Origin of the sequence: Methylocystis sp. H62 (assembly GCF_015709515.1) — a bacterium.
Lineage (GTDB): Bacteria > Pseudomonadota > Alphaproteobacteria > Rhizobiales > Beijerinckiaceae > Methylocystis.
This window is the reverse complement of sequence record NZ_JADNQZ010000044.1, coordinates 25,288-42,586: the sequence shown is the minus strand read 5'-3', so window position 1 is coordinate 42,586 and position 17,299 is coordinate 25,288. Positions and strand designations below refer to the sequence as shown.

The 17,299-nt window shown below is 61.6% G+C and carries 20 protein-coding genes; 6 read left to right on the top strand and 14 right to left on the bottom strand.

Annotated features, from left to right (window positions below; all coding sequences use genetic code 11):
• Positions 1-13: 13 nt before the first annotated feature.
• From virB11 to IYY11_RS04665, 11 genes are all read right to left on the bottom strand, one after another.
• Positions 14-988 (bottom strand): P-type DNA transfer ATPase VirB11, encoded by a 975-nt coding sequence (virB11, locus tag IYY11_RS04715; RefSeq protein WP_246695855.1) that lies wholly within the window; start codon positions 986-988, stop codon positions 14-16.
• Positions 963-2,306 carry a type IV secretion system protein VirB10 gene (gene virB10 / locus IYY11_RS04710; protein ID WP_246695846.1) on the bottom strand — a complete coding sequence of 448 codons (1,344 nt, stop codon included), beginning with the start codon at positions 2,304-2,306 and terminating at the stop codon, positions 963-965. Before virB10 ends, virB11 begins: the two co-directional genes overlap by 26 nt.
• 16 nt (positions 2,307-2,322) lie before the next feature.
• Positions 2,323-3,171: a P-type conjugative transfer protein VirB9 gene (virB9, locus tag IYY11_RS04705; protein ID WP_154454036.1), complete on the bottom strand. Its 849-nt coding sequence runs from the start codon at positions 3,169-3,171 to the stop codon at positions 2,323-2,325.
• On the bottom strand, positions 3,168-3,959 hold the full coding sequence (locus IYY11_RS04700; RefSeq protein ID WP_154454037.1) for a virB8 family protein: 792 nt from the start codon (positions 3,957-3,959) through the stop codon (positions 3,168-3,170). Before IYY11_RS04700 ends, virB9 begins: the two co-directional genes overlap by 4 nt.
• 5 nt (positions 3,960-3,964) lie before the next feature.
• A complete protein-coding gene (locus IYY11_RS04695) occupies positions 3,965-5,059 on the bottom strand; it encodes a type IV secretion system protein (protein WP_154454038.1) in 1,095 nt (364 codons plus the stop codon).
• Between the two features lie 200 nt (positions 5,060-5,259).
• Positions 5,260-5,976, bottom strand: a complete 717-nt coding sequence (locus IYY11_RS04690; RefSeq protein WP_154454039.1) for a type VI secretion protein — start codon at positions 5,974-5,976, stop codon at positions 5,260-5,262.
• A gap of 12 nt (positions 5,977-5,988) precedes the next feature.
• Positions 5,989-6,657 (bottom strand): hypothetical protein, encoded by a 669-nt coding sequence (locus IYY11_RS04685; protein WP_154454040.1) that lies wholly within the window; start codon positions 6,655-6,657, stop codon positions 5,989-5,991.
• A complete protein-coding gene (locus IYY11_RS04680) occupies positions 6,647-9,082 on the bottom strand; it encodes a VirB4 family type IV secretion system protein (protein ID WP_154454041.1) in 2,436 nt (811 codons plus the stop codon). The genes IYY11_RS04685 and IYY11_RS04680 overlap by 11 nt, the downstream gene beginning before the upstream one ends.
• A 9-nt stretch (positions 9,083-9,091) precedes the next feature.
• Positions 9,092-9,382 (bottom strand): type IV secretion system protein VirB3, encoded by a 291-nt coding sequence (locus tag IYY11_RS04675; protein ID WP_154454042.1) that lies wholly within the window; start codon positions 9,380-9,382, stop codon positions 9,092-9,094.
• The gene (locus IYY11_RS04670; protein ID WP_154454043.1) at positions 9,382-9,699 is read right to left on the bottom strand and encodes a TrbC/VirB2 family protein; all 318 of its coding nucleotides are present in this window, start codon (positions 9,697-9,699) and stop codon (positions 9,382-9,384) included. The genes IYY11_RS04675 and IYY11_RS04670 overlap by 1 nt, the downstream gene beginning before the upstream one ends.
• A complete protein-coding gene (locus tag IYY11_RS04665) occupies positions 9,696-10,247 on the bottom strand; it encodes a lytic transglycosylase domain-containing protein (protein ID WP_196392044.1) in 552 nt (183 codons plus the stop codon). The genes IYY11_RS04670 and IYY11_RS04665 overlap by 4 nt, the downstream gene beginning before the upstream one ends.
• 441 nt (positions 10,248-10,688) lie before the next feature.
• Here IYY11_RS04665 and IYY11_RS04660 point away from each other — a divergent pair, with 441 nt between their 5' ends.
• The 6 genes from IYY11_RS04660 (at position 10,689) to IYY11_RS04635 (ending at position 14,682) form a co-directional block, all read left to right on the top strand.
• Positions 10,689-11,021 carry a hypothetical protein gene (locus IYY11_RS04660; protein ID WP_154454045.1) on the top strand — a complete coding sequence of 111 codons (333 nt, stop codon included), beginning with the start codon at positions 10,689-10,691 and terminating at the stop codon, positions 11,019-11,021.
• Complete coding sequence (locus IYY11_RS04655) at positions 11,018-11,635, top strand: hypothetical protein (protein WP_154454046.1); 618 nt, start codon at positions 11,018-11,020, stop codon at positions 11,633-11,635. Before IYY11_RS04660 ends, IYY11_RS04655 begins: the two co-directional genes overlap by 4 nt.
• 233 nt (positions 11,636-11,868) lie before the next feature.
• A complete protein-coding gene (locus IYY11_RS04650) occupies positions 11,869-12,408 on the top strand; it encodes a hypothetical protein (RefSeq protein WP_154454047.1) in 540 nt (179 codons plus the stop codon).
• A gap of 23 nt (positions 12,409-12,431) precedes the next feature.
• Positions 12,432-13,199: a hypothetical protein gene (locus tag IYY11_RS04645; protein ID WP_154454048.1), complete on the top strand. Its 768-nt coding sequence runs from the start codon at positions 12,432-12,434 to the stop codon at positions 13,197-13,199.
• Positions 13,200-13,207: 8 nt separating this feature from the next.
• Positions 13,208-13,771 (top strand): thermonuclease family protein, encoded by a 564-nt coding sequence (locus IYY11_RS04640; protein WP_154454049.1) that lies wholly within the window; start codon positions 13,208-13,210, stop codon positions 13,769-13,771.
• A 2-nt stretch (positions 13,772-13,773) separates the two neighbouring features.
• The gene (locus IYY11_RS04635) at positions 13,774-14,682 is read left to right on the top strand and encodes a toprim domain-containing protein (protein WP_154454050.1); all 909 of its coding nucleotides are present in this window, start codon (positions 13,774-13,776) and stop codon (positions 14,680-14,682) included.
• Between the two features lie 273 nt (positions 14,683-14,955).
• Here the strand turns inward: IYY11_RS04635 and IYY11_RS04630 are convergent, their stop codons facing one another.
• The 3 genes from IYY11_RS04630 to IYY11_RS04620 are packed head-to-tail and all read right to left on the bottom strand — an operon-like array spanning position 14,956 to position 17,191.
• Positions 14,956-16,347: an exonuclease domain-containing protein gene (locus IYY11_RS04630; RefSeq protein WP_154454051.1), complete on the bottom strand. Its 1,392-nt coding sequence runs from the start codon at positions 16,345-16,347 to the stop codon at positions 14,956-14,958.
• Between the two features lie 11 nt (positions 16,348-16,358).
• A complete protein-coding gene (locus IYY11_RS04625; protein ID WP_154454052.1) occupies positions 16,359-16,871 on the bottom strand; it encodes an ImmA/IrrE family metallo-endopeptidase in 513 nt (170 codons plus the stop codon).
• 2 nt (positions 16,872-16,873) lie between these two features.
• On the bottom strand, positions 16,874-17,191 hold the full coding sequence (locus IYY11_RS04620) for a helix-turn-helix domain-containing protein (protein ID WP_196392045.1): 318 nt from the start codon (positions 17,189-17,191) through the stop codon (positions 16,874-16,876).
• Positions 17,192-17,299 lie beyond the last annotated feature (108 nt).

Sequence of the window (17,299 nt, the reverse complement as noted above, 5' to 3'; positions counted from 1 at the left end):
CTCGCCCTTTCCGTTACTCGCCGCCATAGCCGCGAAAATAGATTTCCGCGACGCCGCGCGTCGGGCGGCGTCGCAGCTGGATGACCATCGGCACCACCGAACGCACATATTCGATGATTTCCGCCTTGGTCAGTTTCAGATTGGATTGCAGCGTCATCAGCGCGAGCCGCTGAAACGCGCCGTAGGCGCTGTCGGCGTGCAGCGTCGTCAGCGAGCCGGGATGACCGGTATTGACTGCCTGCAAGAAGGTCGCGGCTTCCGCGCCGCGAATCTCGCCGAGAAACAGCCGATCGGGCCGAAGACGAAGGCTCGCTTCGAGCAGCTCCTGGACTGTCACATCGGCAAGGCCCTGCCCGCCTTTCGAGGCGACGAGCGGCAGCCAGTTCGGCTGCGGCGGTTTCAGTTCGCGCGTGTCTTCGATCGATACGACGCGCTCCGTCTCCGGCACATGTTTGAGCAGCGCATTGAGGAACGTCGTTTTACCCGAGGACGTTCCCCCGGAAATAATCATCGTCACATGATTGACGACGGCGAATTCGATCGCGCGCCGAATGCCATCCGGCGAATGATCCTTGAGGAGAGTGGCGAGCTCCCGCTCGATTTCCGGGTATTCGTCGGCCTCAAACGTCCTGGGGCCGCGGACTTTGACGCCATTGAGCGCGCCGCGCGCCCGATAGTCGGCGAGCGTCAGATTGGCGATGACTTGCTTGCGGATCGAGAATGAGCCGCCATGCGGCGTCGCCGGCGCGAGCACCCCCTGAAATCGCTCGCCATGCGGCATCGCGGCCGAGAGCAGCGGCGTCGACGAATTGACCGACTGTTGCGTCGAGGCGGCGACATGCGTTGCCAGCCGCGTGATCGCTTCCTCGGTCAGCTCGGGAACGTCGAAGCGCTCCATATGCGGCTTGCCGAGCGCTTCCACCCAGACTTCGCCCGGCCTGTTGGCGCAGATTTCGATGACGTCAATATCTTCTAACCAGCGCTGAATCGGACGCGCAGCCTCGCGGAAGTAGACCGGCAGCGTCTCCCAGAGCGGGCGCGTCGCAACCTCGGGCGCCTGCGGCTTTCTTGGGGTGACGAAGTTCATACAACGCCTCTTTCACAGGATCGGGGTAGAGATCGGAGAAATCGAGATCGCGTTTGACAAACACGATCACGGGCGTTCCCTGGTCGATATGGATCGTCGGCGGAACCTTGATGTCGTTGCGCAAGGCTTCCTGCGCCATGCGCGTGATGCTTTGTGCGACCGTTTGCGCACCGATCTGACGCGCATTCAGTAGAATTTGTCCCTGCGACACTGCATTGAGCGGGATCAGCGTTCCCGATGCGGGATCGAGTACGAATTGCTGGCCTTGATTCTGATTGAAATTTTGTCCCAGCGCCGACGCGAATTGCGCGGCCCCGCCGGCCAGCGTCAGCAATGTGGCGCTGCCGAAGCGTTGCAGGAAATGGGTGTCGACCTCGCCGGTTAGCCCCGAACGACCAAGCGCATCCGTTCCCGGCGATTGCAGCATCAGCGACACGCCATCGGCGCGAAGCAGGCGCGTCCACACGACGAAAACCCGGGTCTGCCCATAGGCGAGACCCGATTTATATTCGCCGGTGAGCATCGTTCCTTTCGGGATCAGAACGCGGCGGCCATCAAAGGAATAGACATCTTCCGTTGTAATTGCCCGCACCATGCCCGTCAGATCAGACTGGATCGCCGTCTCCAGCGTCGCCCGGATCATGTAGCCTTGCGGGACAAGGGCATCAGTCCGCCTGATTTCTTCCGCGTAAGCCTTCGTCACCTGCCGCTCAGAATTGGCGAGGAACCGCCGATGCGGATCTTCCTCCTTGTCTTCGGCCGTCACTCTTGACGGATCGCCATTCGTGAGGCCTTCCTTGTCGCTGACGATCAGCATCGGGGAGCGCAGACGCGCCTGTATTCTCGCTTCCGCCTCCTTGCGCAGCCGCTCCAGTTCGGCGAGGCGCTTCGCTTCGCTATCGTCGAAAGGTTCCGCCTTCGGCGCGGGCGGTGGATCATTCACAACGACCGGCGGCGGGATCACGAATTTGTTTTGAGGCGGCGCGGGCGCCGGCGTCGCGTTGATGCCGAGCCCCGGCTGCAACCTCGCCGTCGCGAATGTTTCTTCGGCGACGTTTTGCGGCCGGTTCTGCTTGCGCGCGGACGCATACCAGAACAGGCCGAGGACAAGCACGGCGAGGGCGAAGAAAAGCGCACCCAGGGCCATCCCCGGATTGGACGACTGGCGCGTGATGGTTTCGCCTGCGAGGCGTCCCTCCTCATCGAAATCCGCAGCCATGTCGGTTTCCCTCCGTCTATTGCGCTGATGACGCGGCCTGCCCCGGCGCTAAAATCTGCGTCCAGAACGGTTGCGTCGCGTGTTCGGCTTGATATTGCGGCTGCACATCGGTTTCCCACGTGATCGGCGCGGGCATGGACTCGGCGCGCAGATTGAACACGCAGGCCATCTCGTCACCCTTTCGCATGGTGAATTGCCCGGCGACCTTGTCGACCACGATAATCTCGCCTTCGCGGCGGTAATTGACGAGCGTTTCGCTGCGATCGGGCTTCACGAGGAAGATCGCCGGGACCTCTCCGCCGAACCGGAAATAGGTCTTGATCCCGTCGTCAAAGACGAAATCGGGCTTTGCCGTGATCTGGCCTTTGTAGGTGTAATCGAAATTCGTGCCGGGCCGCGACATGAGCGCGCGATAATTGGGCATCGCGGCCTTCGCTTTCGCGAGCGCCAAGAGACGCTGATCCTCTTCGACATCGGGATAGGTAAAGCGGACCTTGAACACCACCGACGCCCGATTATCGACGGCCCGCAGGAGAAAATTGTAGATGCGCTTTCGCGTCACGACGTTCATATTGGTGACGGCATGGGTTTCGAGCGGCTTGATGAAGAGAAAGCGCTTCGACTGGTCCGGCACAGCCTGCCATCCGACGGAATCGCCGATCGCGACGGTTTCGATGCGTTCATCGTCACCAAACGCGACCATCGTCGAGACGCCGAGCGCGCCATGCACCACGACAACATTGTCACGCTGAAACGGCACGGTTCGGATACGGGAGTCCTGGATGACTGCGCGCGGCGCCTGTTCGGCCAGCGCGGGAGCGGCGGCGAACATAGTCAACACCAGAAGAAGGGAGATCGCTCTCATGGCGCGGGGGCTCCCGTCGGTGGCGCAACGGTCGGCGCTTCGACCGGGGCCGCGCCGACGATTGGCGCGACAGTCTCCTGGTCCTTCCGATATTCGATAACCTGAAAGCCGAGCGGATTGTCCCACCGCCATTCGTTCTTCATCGGCTCCGCCGTGTAGCGAAAGCGCACATTCGCGGCCCAGTGCTCTTCCATCCGCTCGCGATCGCTTGTGCGAACGGAGGTAAAGCGCACGGCCGCTGTCGCTGGCGATTTGGGGTTCTCCATCCACCCTTGCGACAGGAAATTCACGCTATGAACGATGACGCGGATGCGGCCGTTGATCCCGTAGAGCTTGACCGGGTTATGAAGATTGTTCGGCGAGAAGGCTTCCTGCAGATCCTTGCTGGCTTGTCCGGCTGAGAGCAGCGACGCCAGCTCGAAATTGTCCCGTAGGGCGGGCGGATCATAGGTTTCGCGGGCGCGAATGTAGCGAACGATATTGGCTTGCGTGACCGCTTCGCGCTGCGAAATCGGCCCGCCTTCTTCCAAAGGTTTGGCGACCTCGACAAAACCCGTCGCCTTGTCGACGAGCAACGTCACGACTTCGGTTGATTTGAGTGGAACCAGCGACAGCAGGGTCAGCAGCCCGATCGCAAGACAAACGAGCGCCGCGACCGCGACGACGCGCCAGACATTTCTTGAAATCTCGAGACGCCGGTAAATATCCCGCTCCCAGCGCGCGCCGTCGTGAAAGTAGGACTCGTTCACGAGGGGCTGGTCGACCCCGTTTCCCGCCTTGATTTGCATCTGCCTCAGCCTTCACGATTTCGGGCGCGCGCTTGCGCGACGCGGGCTTCGATCAGCGCGCCCGCCACTTGCTCGGCGCGTGGATCGGCGGAAAAGTCGCGACTGCCAGCCCCGGGCGAAATCGTCGCCGCCCCTTGGGTTATGGTTGCATGTGGGGGCGGGAGCGCGGCCGGCTCCGACCGCGCGCCGCCGCCATTTTGCCAGCCTCGCGCGATACGCCAATACGCATAATCTCTCACGCCGCGCATAGCGGTCCCGGGCAAGGCGTTGTGCAACGCATGTCCGCCGGCGATCGACGCGGCGATCGACAGGGAGAGCGGCAAGATGAACGATCCCACAAGGCACAAAATCAGAAACGGCGCGATGACCGTCAGACCTGAACTCACGTCTGTGATCCCGCTGAGATTGTTGACCGTCGCCGTCATCAGCGTGAGCAGAAAGCCGAGAACGCCATAGACAATCGCGGGAACGATTGCGTATTGGGCGCAGGTCCGCAGCCACCCGGAAAAGAGAGCCGACGAGAACTCGAATAGCGCCATTGCGATAAAGAGCGGCGCGAGCCCGAGCAGAATGAAGAGCGCAATCTTGCCGACCAAAACGTAGGTGATCGCGAGCGCCACGAAAATCACTGTGAGCAGAACCAGGACAATCGCCATTAGCGAAAGTCCGATTGCGGCTCCCCATCCGCCGGAAGCGGCGATCACCTTTGCCGCTTGCATCGCGGTCGAAAACAAATTCGAGAGCTGGGCCGCGACGGTCGTTTCCGGCGCGCCGCACGACGTGCCTCCCGTTCCCGTGCAAATGGCCGTCGCGATTCCGTTCGCCGTCTTCGTAAACACCTCGACGACGATCTGCGAAAAGTCGCTCCAGTAAAAGCCAACGGCGTAAATCAGGCCGATCCGAAAGATTCGCCACAGAAACGCGCCCGCTGTCAGCGGCGCGCGGCCGTAGACCATTTCATAGCCCCAATATGCGATGTAAGCCGTCAAAGCGACGGTGAAGACGGGAAGCAGCTCGGTCGCGATCGAATCGTAGATCACTTCAATGGCGCTAACCGCGATCGTGTCGACCCTCTGAAAGAGCTGCGTCACCATATCCATGGTGGCGTGGCCTCAGCGATTGACAGGGCGCATCGGCCCGCAATCGTCGGCATAGGCGGCGCCGAACGTCATCCTGCTATCGCGTGTGCAGGGCGCAATCAAATCCCTGTGCGCGCAGGACGAAAGTGCAACCGTCCCGACCGCCAGGGCGGCGACAAGCGCCGATCTTATCCACCATCGCCGCATTCGCCTGCCCTTTCTCACTGCCCGACCAGCGTCGCCTTTGACGCATCGAACGACATCATGTTCGAGAGTTTCGACTGCGCCGCCAGATCCTGCTGTTGCTGCGCATTGAGCGACGCGTTGGTGAGATTCACGGAGCCGATCAGCTCATTGATCGTCAGCCCCGTCTGCGTCTGTATCTGCGAGTTTTGATCGACCGAGGCCTTGATGTCGGCGGACGAGCCGATTTGGCCTTGCGCGCCCTGGAAGGCCGAGGAGCGCGCGGTGGAGGCCGCCTGTCCGCCCGCCACCGCCGCCGTAACCGCCGCGGATGTATTGACCGCGCCCGAATAGGCTTGGTCGGTCGGCGCCCCGGCGGACGAGCCGCCGGTGAGCGTTTTGACAAGATTGAGCCCGTTGATGATATCCGACGCCAGCGCGCCATAGGAGCCGAGGCCGTTCATCGACAGGCCGCCGCCGCCAAGAAGCGAACCCAGCTCCGGCACGCTCGACATTTGAAAGCCGCCGCCAAGGCCCATCGAGGACAGCGACCCGGTTGAGCGGCTTCCGGTGACGGCGGCGAGTGTCTGGTTCACCGTGTTCAATATGTTCTCATTCGAGTTCATGATCTGCGCCGTATGCGACGCTGTTTGCTGCGCTTGCATAAATGTTGGATTGTCATGCACCGCCATTTGCGCATGGGCGGTGCCGGCGCCGGCGAGTAATGCGAGGCAAATGAAAAGCAGAGTCTTCATGATCGCACTCCCCTATTGAGGCGACACACGCGGGTCGACGAATGTCGCCCGTGCGGGGTCGAAGCTAAAAATATTGGCGGCGTAACTGCTGCCGCCTGTGACATTGACGTTGCGCTGATTCACGAGTTGCGTGGTCAGAAGCCCGGCCATAATCAGCTGGTTCCAAAGCGCGCCAATATTCGATCTCGCTTGACTGTTTTGGTCCCATGCGCCCTGCGCGAGCGGCAGCGCGCCGATCGCCAGCGACGCGTAGCGTTGATCCGACGTGTTCGAGGCCAGCGCTGGCGCCATTTGTTGCAGCGATGAAACCGTTTGCGCCGACGCCTTCAGATTGAGGGACTGCGGTGTATAGGCGGCGGGCCCACTTGTCGGCTGCGTCGGGGTTAGATTGCTCAGATCCATATTGGAGAGCGAACCGCCGGACGCGTCGGACCGGGAACCCGACACGTCAGCGCTGCCCACAGGCGGCACGGAGCCGGCCGCCGAACCCGGCGTCTTATGGCTCTTGGTGATCGCTTGCGACGGCTCGAGCGTCTGGTCCTTATAGACCCGCGCCTTTTTTATGCAGTCGGCGATGCTCTTTTCCGTCCCCTCGCGTGGCGGATCGATCACAGGCTCGATCGCTCCCGCCGTAGCGGCCCACAAGAAGCCGGCCACGGCGACGCCAAGGCTAAGCCGCATCGGCGACCTCCTTTCGGGCTTCGGTCCAATCGCAGAAGATGGGCACCCAGATGCGCGGATCATTCCCGACCCGCGCGCGCAATTCCTCGCATTCGGCGACCGTCTCGACATTGCCCGAGAGCACTTTCACAAAATCGGGCATGTCCGAAAGATCGAGACGCGCGATGACCGAGTCCTGGTCATGCTTGATCAAAAACTGACGGGAGTCGGGGTGGGTGTTGAGAACCCATACGAATTCGCGTTCCGACAGCTTGAAGCCTTCGACATAGCTCGCATAATCCGCCTTCGCGTTCGGGAAGAAGATATTCGTCGGCGTCTGTTCGAGCAGCGTGTGCCCCATGGGCGACTGGATAATGTCTTTTGCCGACTGCGTTCCGAATCCGACAATGCCGTTGAGCTTACGGATGGTTTTCAGCTTGTCGTTGAGAAAGGACGCAAACTTGTCGTCGGTCAGGATTTTCCATCCCTCATCGATGAACAGCATCATGGGTGTGCCATCCATCATCGCTTCAATGCGGTGGAAAATGTAGCCGAGCGCTGCGGTGCGAATATCGTCGTCTTCGAGCACTTTCGTCATGTCGAAGCCGAAGACGCCGTTTGTGGCCGACCAGCGATCGACGTCATTATTAAACAGCCAGCCGCGCGCATTGGTCCAGACGTCGAAGCGCGACGCGAGATCGTCCTGCCCCATTCGTTCGGCGCCGCGCAGCAATTGCGCAACGTCGGAAAACCGGCGCTCGCGCGCGGGAATCGAGAAAATCTGGTCGACCGCGCATTCGATAATCCTGATTTGCTGCGCCGACAGGTCCGAGCCATCGCGTGGCCGGACCATGAAGCTCAGCAAGTCGTGGAGAAAGGCGCGGTCTTCGGCAGACCCCGCCAGTTGCAGCGGGTTGAAGCCGGTTGGCACGCCCGGCGCCAGAACCTCATAGGAGCCGCCCATCGCCCGGATCAGCGGATCGGCGCCGCGATCCTTGTCGAAGAAGGCGACGCGCGGGCGCGGCGTCACGCGCATCGCTTGCGCGAGCAGAAAGCCGAGCCCGACGGTTTTGCCCGAGCCGGTCGGGCCGACAACGGTAAAGTTGCCAACCTGCCGCCGATGGAAATTGAACCAGTATGGCGTCTGACTCGTCGTCTCCAGGACGGAGATCGCCGGTCCCCAACGGTTCTTGTCCTTCTGACCGACCGCGAAGTTATGCAGGGATGCGAAGCCGACGAAATTGCGGGACGAAATCAGGGAGCGGCGGGCGATATAGCCGAAATTGCCCGGTAACTGCGCCCAGAAGCACGGCTCCGCGTTCATGTCTTCGCGAACGATAATCGTCCCGAAATTCTGCAGCTCCTGCGTCGCCGCCTGCACGCAGGATTCCATCTCGCGGATCGTGCGGCCGAGCGCGCAGACCGTAAGATGATGGTAGCCGAGCACCGTCGCGCCTGTGACCAGCTCGTTTCGCGCGATCGTGATCGCCGCCTCGACTTCGGTTCCGGCTTCGTCGGAGGCTTTGATCTGGCGCTCCACCTTCGCAATATGCGTCATGACCGGCGCCCGATCTTCGAGCGCGAAGGACTGCGACACGATCAGCTCATGGGGAATGCGGAGCAGCCCGTCGAGCATCCCGGCCCCCGTATAGGCGGGATATTCGCGAACCGAGAGCATTGCCCCGAACCGCGTATCGGCCGATGAGGCGCCGCGCAGTTCCAACGCCTTTTTTCCGAAGGTGACGCGTTTTGTCGGGAGATAGGCGTCGAGCGGCATGCGCGGCAGCGCAAGGCTCAGCGGCGCGCCGCCATTGATGAGCATCGTCAGAAACTCCGCGATTTCGGAACAGACGACGCCTTTGCGCATCACGCAGCCGAGGGCGCGCGGCGCATAGCTCGCCATCTCCTTGCAATAGTTCGCCGTCGTGTCTTTCAGCTCGCGGATCGCCTCCCGTTCGATTTCCTTCTCGTCAACGCCGAGGCCCTTGCGAAAGAGAGTCGCGGCCCTCTCCGCCATGCCGACCTTGCCGACGAATCCGCGCCGAATGATCGTCACATAGAGATCATTCACAAACATGCGCTTTTTCGCCTGTCCTGCCATGTAGCGGCGATCCAGCTCCCGGCAGAACCAGTTGTCGAAATCGCCGCCGATTTCGGGCGTGACCTCTCGGCGGATCGTGTGGCAATAGATGGCGAAGCGGCTATCGTTCATCGCCCGTAGCAGCGTGTTGCGCGCCGAGAGCCGCATATCGATGTCGGCTTGATCGGCCGTCTGGAAGCAGAAGCCGCCGACTTTCACGACCATGAGGAAATGACCGTCTTTGGTTTTGACGATCTCTTCCCCTACGTGGCGGAGATAGGGAATATGCTTCGCAATCAAGGCCTCTTTCGCCTCGATCGCGCCGAACGTCAAAGACCGCAGAATGTGCTTTGCGAGTTTTGCCACGTCGCCACCTCACGGCTGGTAGGAGTCGCCACCCCAAAATCTGTGATTGCGGGTAATCGGACACTTGCCGAAGCGCGTCAGGATCACATCGACAAAACGATTGTCCCGAACCGTGAGCACATACGCCACGGCATGTATCGGCGGAAACAACAGGAACATCAGCAGATTCTTCGTGTTGATGAAGATCAGCACGACAACGCAGCATTCGAGAACAAACAGCACATAGGGAACGCCGAGCATCATCGGCGGCCGTGTCAATCCGCCGACGAGAGGATCGAGCTTCGGCCTGCTTGACGCCATCAGCGCCCGCCCATCCCGCCGGTTAGCGACGTCACCACCTGCGCCGCCCCGAAGATCAGCGCGACGCCAATGACGACAGAGAACGCCCATCCCCATGGAATGCGCGATGTGAGCGCGAGATAGCCGACCGCCGCCACCGCGACCGTTGCGGCCGTCGTCGCGAAGGTCCCCGTCATAAAATCAAGGACGCTCGACAGCGCGGTGTTGAGCGGCTGAAAGGTTGCGGATGAGGCTAGAGCCGCGTCGCTCGACGCGAAAATCGCAACGCAAATAATCAAACTCAGCAACAGGCAACCACGCCCATTCCCAACGTTCATTTCACCTCTCCATCATTATCGCTGCTGACGTAAAGCACCGAGCCGCCGATCCATTGCTGTCCTTTGGAATCAGCCTTGGGTTTCTCCGAAGCCTCTTGAACGGACGGCTCGTGGGATCTGGATTGCTTGGCCACGCCCCCAGCTTGCCGATTCAAATCCCCTTCAAAGCCGTAATATTCGTTGGTTGCATTCGCGACGTAGCGTACTGTTTCCGCAATCGCCGGCACGCCGCGCGATTGGTGAACACGTTCAGGCCCGGCGTTGTAGGCGGCGGCGATCAGCATCAGATTCCCGCCAAATTGTGCGCTGAGCTCCTTCAGGAACAGCATCGCCCCGTGCACGTTCTCAACCGGATTGCATATGTCGCGAACACCATATTGCGCCGCTGTGTCCGGCATCAGTTGCATGGGGCCGCGCGCGCCCTTGCGCGAATTAAGAGCCGCTCCGTCATTCGATTCGAGCGAGAGGATGGTGAGGGCGAGTTTTTCGTCGACGCCGACGCTTGCCGCGTCGCGCTCGACGAGATTGCGTAGGCTCGCGTCGTCCATCGCGCTTTCACAACGCTCACCGCGAGCGCCTTCGCTGGCCTGTGCCGCGCCGATCGACGTCTGACGCCGCTTGGCGGGGGGGTGAGCGACGGGGCCCGCCTGTTCGGCCGCTGCGTCAACGGCGACGAGACGCCCGAACCTCTCTGGCACAACCTTGGTCGGCGCATCCTGACGAACGTCTTCAGCCCTCGCGACCACAGCGGTCGGCGTGCTTTTGCGCGCGCCGTCGTTCTGGGCATGGGCGCTTAACGCTGGGAACACGCAACACACGGCAGGCAGCAAAAGGTTCCGCATGGCGAATCTCCGCTGGAGTCGCCTTCCTGTAACGGGCATCTAAGAAATTGGCAACTACCAAAAATTGCGCTAATAAGTTTGCGAGGCGTGCCGTTGAGGCGTGCGCTTGCGCGACCGCGCGCGACAACCAGTCAGGCTGGGCGTTTCATGTCGAATAACGAACCAAACAACCATTATTACGAGCCTGCCGTTCGGTCGTTAGGCCTCATTGAAGGCGCTATCATTGTGATGACCGTCGGCGCGATGGCAGTGGTGCAGTGGCTGGACGAGCAGCCCTTGCAGGTTTTTGGCTGGTTCCTCTTTCCGATCGAATTTCTGTTGAACGCTGTATTTTTTCCCGGGACGGAAACGCGTTTGCGAAAGAATGGTGCCGCGTTGCTTGAAGCTCTCCCGATGTTCTTGCTGAGCTACGTTCTGTATCGCTTTGCAAAAGCGGCGATTTCCGTTCTGCGCCTTGTCCTGCCGAAGCGCCCGCAATGAATTGTTGGGAGCTTTTGCGCGCCAAGAGCGCCGCGATCCTTCTTGTTGGCTGTTACTCCGCCGTTGCAATCGCGCAGACCTACACGGCGGACCCGGGAACTTGGCGCCCCGTCGCCTATTCGGACCTTACGTTCCCGCGCGGCGAAGCCGAATCATTCGCGTCGCTTTGGCAGGACAGCCTCGATGAGAGCAACAGGAAGTCGGCGCCCATCGATTCTGGTGGGCTCAATATGAGCATCGCTGTTGGCAATCGCGGCGCCAGCGAGTGGCACTTCTCGATCAATTTCCAGACGAAACTCGTCGCCTTCAGCGTGCTCAGCACGCCCTACCTGTGCACCGACGAGTATCCGTCGCCAACACAAGGTATCCGAATCAAGGTTTGCCCGTCGCGTCTCGCGACGTTTGAAAACAACAGCTACAGCGTCATCGACGGCGCCGCATGCTTTGTCGAGAAGACGCCTGGCGCGCCGGCTGAGGACTCGACCGCGACCGTCACTTATGCCGCTTACGATGTTCCGACGCGCACGATCCGCCTGCGCTACACTGTGTCGCATCAAGAGATCGACCGCTGCGCTCAATCCGTGCCACTTCACCCGGAGAATGCGGTGCGGTAGCGCGCCGTCAGCGGCTGATGAAAAGGAGCCACGCCATGCAGCACATCACCCTTCCCTCGCGATCAAGGCCGACCATGCGGATGATAGCGCGAGCGGGCGGCTATGAGCGTCAATCACAAAATCCGTCTCCACAAGCGGACCCTCGGATTTTCTGTCGGCGCTTTGCGCCTTTGACGCCGCCGCGCGGTCCCGCCGTATCCATGGCATTGGCTGGCAATGTGAAGGAGGTCGTCATGAGCGCTGCAACCGTCATCGCGCTTCTCATTCCGTTCACCGCCGGCGCCGCACAAGCTGAATCACATCGCCTTATCGCTCAGGAATTTTCGCTTGTCGGCGCCGGCGACTTGCAAAGCGTCATTTGGGCCGACAAGCTGCCGCAGCTTCAAGCGAGCCGCAACGCCCTGCAGCGGGCGGCTCCGAGCGCTCACCTAAAATCGATCGCGCAAGTCTGGACGGCGACTTTCTCGGGAAACGGTCGCTCCTATGTCGTATCTGCGATCAATGACGGCTGCGAATCGAGCTCCGCGGCTGAGAACGCCTTGATTTGCCCGGTCCGCATCGCCGAAGTTGTCGGTGGAAAGGTGCAGGTTGTCGCCGATACGACGCTGCCGATTTCGTCGGTACGCGGCAATGCCGGCTACGACGCGTCATCCAATGCAAATTCGCAATACATGACCATCGCGTCGTTCGACCCCGTGTCGCGCGCAATTTCTTTCACCGACGTTTCCGCCGGTCAGAAGACCGCGCTTTCCGTTCGCGTCAATCTCCGATAGCCGTTTCCCGCAAGAGGCCCGAAATGCGACGCCACTCATTCACAATCGCAGCGTTGCTTACCACGGCGGGCGGCTCGCCGGTCGAGGCGTTTTTCGCGGCGGGCTGCACCAATCAGCATTATTCCGCGTCCGACGTCGCCACTGCAATCCAAAACTGCGACAGCGCCAGTGACACACTGAAAAGCAACGCATGCAATTTTGGCGGAGCGGCGATGGCCGAGTCTGGGGGCAATACCTGCGAGTCGAATGGCAACAACTTTGGCGTCCTTCAGCTTACACGCGGGAATCTTCCGCAAGGCATGACGTCCGATGAATATCTGCGCCTCCCGATGCAACAGCAGGTGTGCACCTGGGCGCAGCAGGTCGGCAATTCCAATACACGCGGCGGCTACGCTACGCTCGCCAATAATCGTAATGTCGGTGGAACGCCCGTCACATCAGGTATGTTAATGGCCTGCTTTCAGTTCGGTCAGCTGATCTGCAAAAACGACATCGCCTTCATGCAGTCACACGGCGGGGCTTGCGCAACCGCAGGCAATGGCGGCGTGCGGGCAACAAATGCGACCCTCGCGAACGGTTCTGCAAATCTCGACGGAAATAGCCAGTCGATTTGCTCTTGGGGTGGCGCGATCCAGAACAAGATCAACCAGGCAGCCGCCACCTGCAGACCGGGCAATGACGGAAATAACAATGGCGGCACTGAGTGCCCCGGCAACGGCACGACGCCGAATGGCGTCATCCCACCGACGCCAGGCAACGCGCCCGTGCAACTTCCGCCAAATCTGGCGTGACGAAAACCATGCGCGCCGCAGCACGACTCGCCCTCATCGTCGCATCGACGGCGCTCCCCTTGCTCGCCAGCGCACAGACGCAAACGGTGAGTGCGCTGCCAGTGTTCAATTTCCCGCAATCCGGCGTTACCTTCCAGACCGGCGACACTTGGTCCGCCAACGGTCAGACCTTTCGGCTCTATGGCGTTCAGAGCTGTATTCGCGGGACGTTTTTCACGAACTCGGCCAAGGTCCGCACCGATTGTGGGGAGGCATCGGTCGCCTATCTCGCTGCGATCGTTCGCGACGCGAAGCCTCGATGCACTGCTATTGCGCGGGCTGGCGCGCCACCAGTCATCTTCTCGGTTTGCGCCGTCCATATCGGAAGGAATACGCTCGACCTCGGCACCGTGCTTATCACGCAGGGCTTCGCCTTCGCGGCGACTGACGCCGCCGGCAAAGCGACGAAATTCGAATACGCCGTCGCCGAGCGCGAGGCGTCGAAAGCAAAGCGTGGCCTTTGGGCTGCGGCCGACCTACCCCACCCGTCGAAGATCCTCATCGAAGCGGCGCGCGGCGCTCGACCGCGATAGCGATGCTGGTAAGCGCCGATGCCGTCGCTCAGCTCCTGGGCGGGCGACGCGAGGGACGTGGCTATCTCTGCCATTGTCCGGTGAAGACTCATGGAAAGCAACGCGGCGATCGACGGCCCTCGCTCAGCGTCAACAACGGCGACAAGGGCGTGATCCTGCATTGTTTCGCTGGCTGTGATCCGCGCGATGTTATCGCCGCCATCAACGCCGTTGACCTGAACGCGCGCGCCGAAATCACAGATCGACCGCCGCTCAAGGACAAGCCGGCGCCGAAAACCACGAGCGCCTATGCGCGCCGAATCTGGCAATCGGCGGTGTCCGTTAAGGGGACGATCGCCGAGGGCTTCTTGGCGGAGCGCGGTCTACCGACCACGCCGCCGGCGTCAATCCGCTTCCTACCCTCCTATCGCTACGACAAAGAGCGGCCGCGAAGCGCCCTGCCCTGTCTTGTTTCCGCCGTCCAGGCGCCGACGCGCGAAATCATTGGCGTTCAACTCACCTTCCTGCATCCGTGCGGCCGGCGCAAAGCCGACGTTGAATATCCCAGGCGTGCGATCGGCCCGCTCGGCGCGTCCATGCTCCGCCTCGCACCGGCCGCTCTCGCGCTTGGCATCGCCGAGGGTTTCGAGAAGGCGTGGGCCGCGCAATTGCTATTCGACGAGCCTGTATGGGCGACGCTTGGCGCCGACCGCTTCGGCGTCGTCAATTGGCCCAACGACGTGACGAGGCTCACGATCTATGCCGACAACGATGGGCCGGGCCTCAAGGCCGCACGTGAACTGCGCGCCGCGCACCCTGAAATCACGGTTCGAATCCTCTACTGCGTCGCGAAGGGTCAGGACTTCGACAAGCTCTACAAGACCGTGGCTGGGGATCGCGCCGAAGCCCTAAAACGCATAATCGAGGAATGAACGCCAAAAGCGGAAGTTTGGCCCGCTTCGCTTCGGTACCAAATGGGCCACTTGCCGCCCGGCAGCTATTCGGTGGCGAACCTGCCGAAGCGGACGTCCCGCCAGAGCGCGCGCGTTCGCGCGCATTGACGATGCGCGCCATCTACAACCGTCCTCGGCGATGCGCCCGCAGTCTGCCTCCGGAAAACCTGGTGATGGCGGTCGCTCGGCTGCCGCCCCCGCGATGGGCCCCCGCCGGTCCAGACGGGATGCTAGGCCGAGTGGCCAGTGGCCTCACGCGGCGGCGACCAGCTGCGCCTGCAGATAGGCCCGGTAGCTCCGCAGCGAGGGATCAATCGTCACGACCTCGGCCTGCAGCGCGTCGAGCTCGTGAAGTGTCGCGGCGAAGGTGCGACCTGGGGCGTTCGGCTCCTGGCCCCTGAGGCGGCCCCAGACGGCCAAGTCCATCCGCCCACGCATGTCGGCGTCCAGCAGATCGGGACGTTCGAAGTAGATGAGCCGACGCGCAAGCTTTTTCAGCCGAGGGTCTTGGAAGCGGTCGATGATGGCGAGGCGGTCGGGCCACGGCGCGGCGTGGAAGCGTCGGCAGACGCCTTCGTCGTGGTCCTCGATGAAGTCGTCGTAGATTTGAAGCTCGACGTAGCTCGACTTCGACCAGGTGGGTTCCGAAGCAATGGCGGCGGCAACAAGTCTACGAACGAAGTTCTCGTCGCCGCGAACGGCGGCGGCGGTCGCCTCGAGGTCCGCCTCGGTGAAATCCCCGAGCAACTCGGCGTCCAATTCCCAAAGCTCGGTGACGATCGGTGAAGCGTTCGCCTTCAGGCGGCGGATCGGCCCTTCGCGCTTCGACACTTCGGCCAGCAACTCGTCCGCCGTCATTCGCCGCAAGGTGTTGTGGTCGGCCGTCAGATCCAGGCAGTAGCGCACGTTCTTGTCGGCCGGCTTAAAGCCGATGGCCGTCACAGGATGAACGTCCTGCCGCCCGCCGGTGAACTCGAACGCCGCGAAGGCGTCGTGTTCGGCGATGAACTCAATGACGGCCGCCTTGTTAGAGAAACGCATGAAGCTCGACCAGAGAACCGGCGCCTTGGCGGCGATCAGCTGGCAGAGCGCCAGGGTCGTCGCCACGTCGGCGTCGGCGGTATGGGATCGGCCGGGATCGATCCCATTCGCCCGAGCAAGCTCGGCCAGCCGGAAGACCCGGCGGCCATCCGCGTCACGAGCGCACTTCAAGACATCGGGTCGGAGCGTCCCGACCACGCGGGCGAGCTTGAGCAGATCGCCGCGCGAGTTGCCCTTCATGTTGGTGATGAAGATCGGCGGTCGTAGGGCCTCATAAAGCGCCTGGCGCAACACCTCGTCGTCGTAACCGACCGAGTTAAAGCCGATGAACATCGAAGGTGTCCAACGTATCAGGGTCTCGTGGATGCTGCCCATCATGGCGTCATATGACGGACGCAGCGGGTCGATCAGATCACCGTAGCGGGCCCCGGTAATGTGAAGGGCGCCGGGCGAGGGAAGAATGTGCGGCCGAAGGCGGCCCTCGAACTCGACCCGCTCGACCACGGCAAGGCTCTCGTCCGTCCGGACCGCGGCGAACTGTATGATTTGGTCGAAGCGCTTTTTGAGGCCTGTGGTCTCAAGGTCATAGATCACGAAGCCCATTGGTCCACCCTTTAGATCCGCTGAACTCGGAATTGCAGCGCCATGGTGCTGACCTTGAACTTCTTAGCCAGGGCCTGGACCGCCTCCTCGTCTTCGAAGTCGAGGTTGTGGCCATCGAGGGCGGCGGCGAGTAGCGGCTCGGGCATCAGGAGTTCGGCCGCGAAGTTATTAGCCTCAATCTCCTGATCATCGACGCCCTCAGAGGCCAAGCTGTCGCGCCGCAGGCTCCCCTTGTCGACATGCACGCCGCTGGCCTCGAGCACAGGTCGGTGGAGGAGGATGTGTCCAAGCTCGTGCGCCAGGGTGAACCTCTGGCGGGTCGAGGCGTGAAGAGAGTTCACGCCGATCATCGGCTGGCCGTCCTTGATGAAGGCCATCCCCGAAAGTTCTCCATCGAAAGGCCCATACTGCACGACCACGCCGGCCGCCCGTATGATGCGATCAAGCGGTACAGGCGCGGCGCGCACACCGTGTTCTTCGATGAGTCGGAGCGCCGCCGCGCGGGCCTTGGCCTTGTCCGCCATGGTCAGCGCTTTCCGGCTGACTGAACGAACCGCTGCACCAGCGCATGCTGCTGCTGGCTGAGTGGACTGCCGTGGGTGGTGATCGGCTGGACGTCGTCGGAGAAATCAAAGCTCGCGGGCACGAGTTCGATGATGGAGGCGCAGTCGAGCGCGTTGGCCAGGCGGAAGACGTGGTGCATCAGGACCTTCTGGCGACCGGTTTCGATATTGGCGAGCGACGCGCGGGTCAGCCCGATCTGCGCGGCGATCTCGGCCTGAGTGCTGCCCCTCTCGTTCCGTAGGCGTGCGACGTTTTTGCCAAGCTGCCGGTAGATTTCCATGTCGTCCATGCAAACATAATGACAGCTTTGCGAAGCTGTGTCAATGGAGCTGACATCTAATGTGCTTTACACAAACATAAACGCCAGCGATAGTGCGTTATATTGACT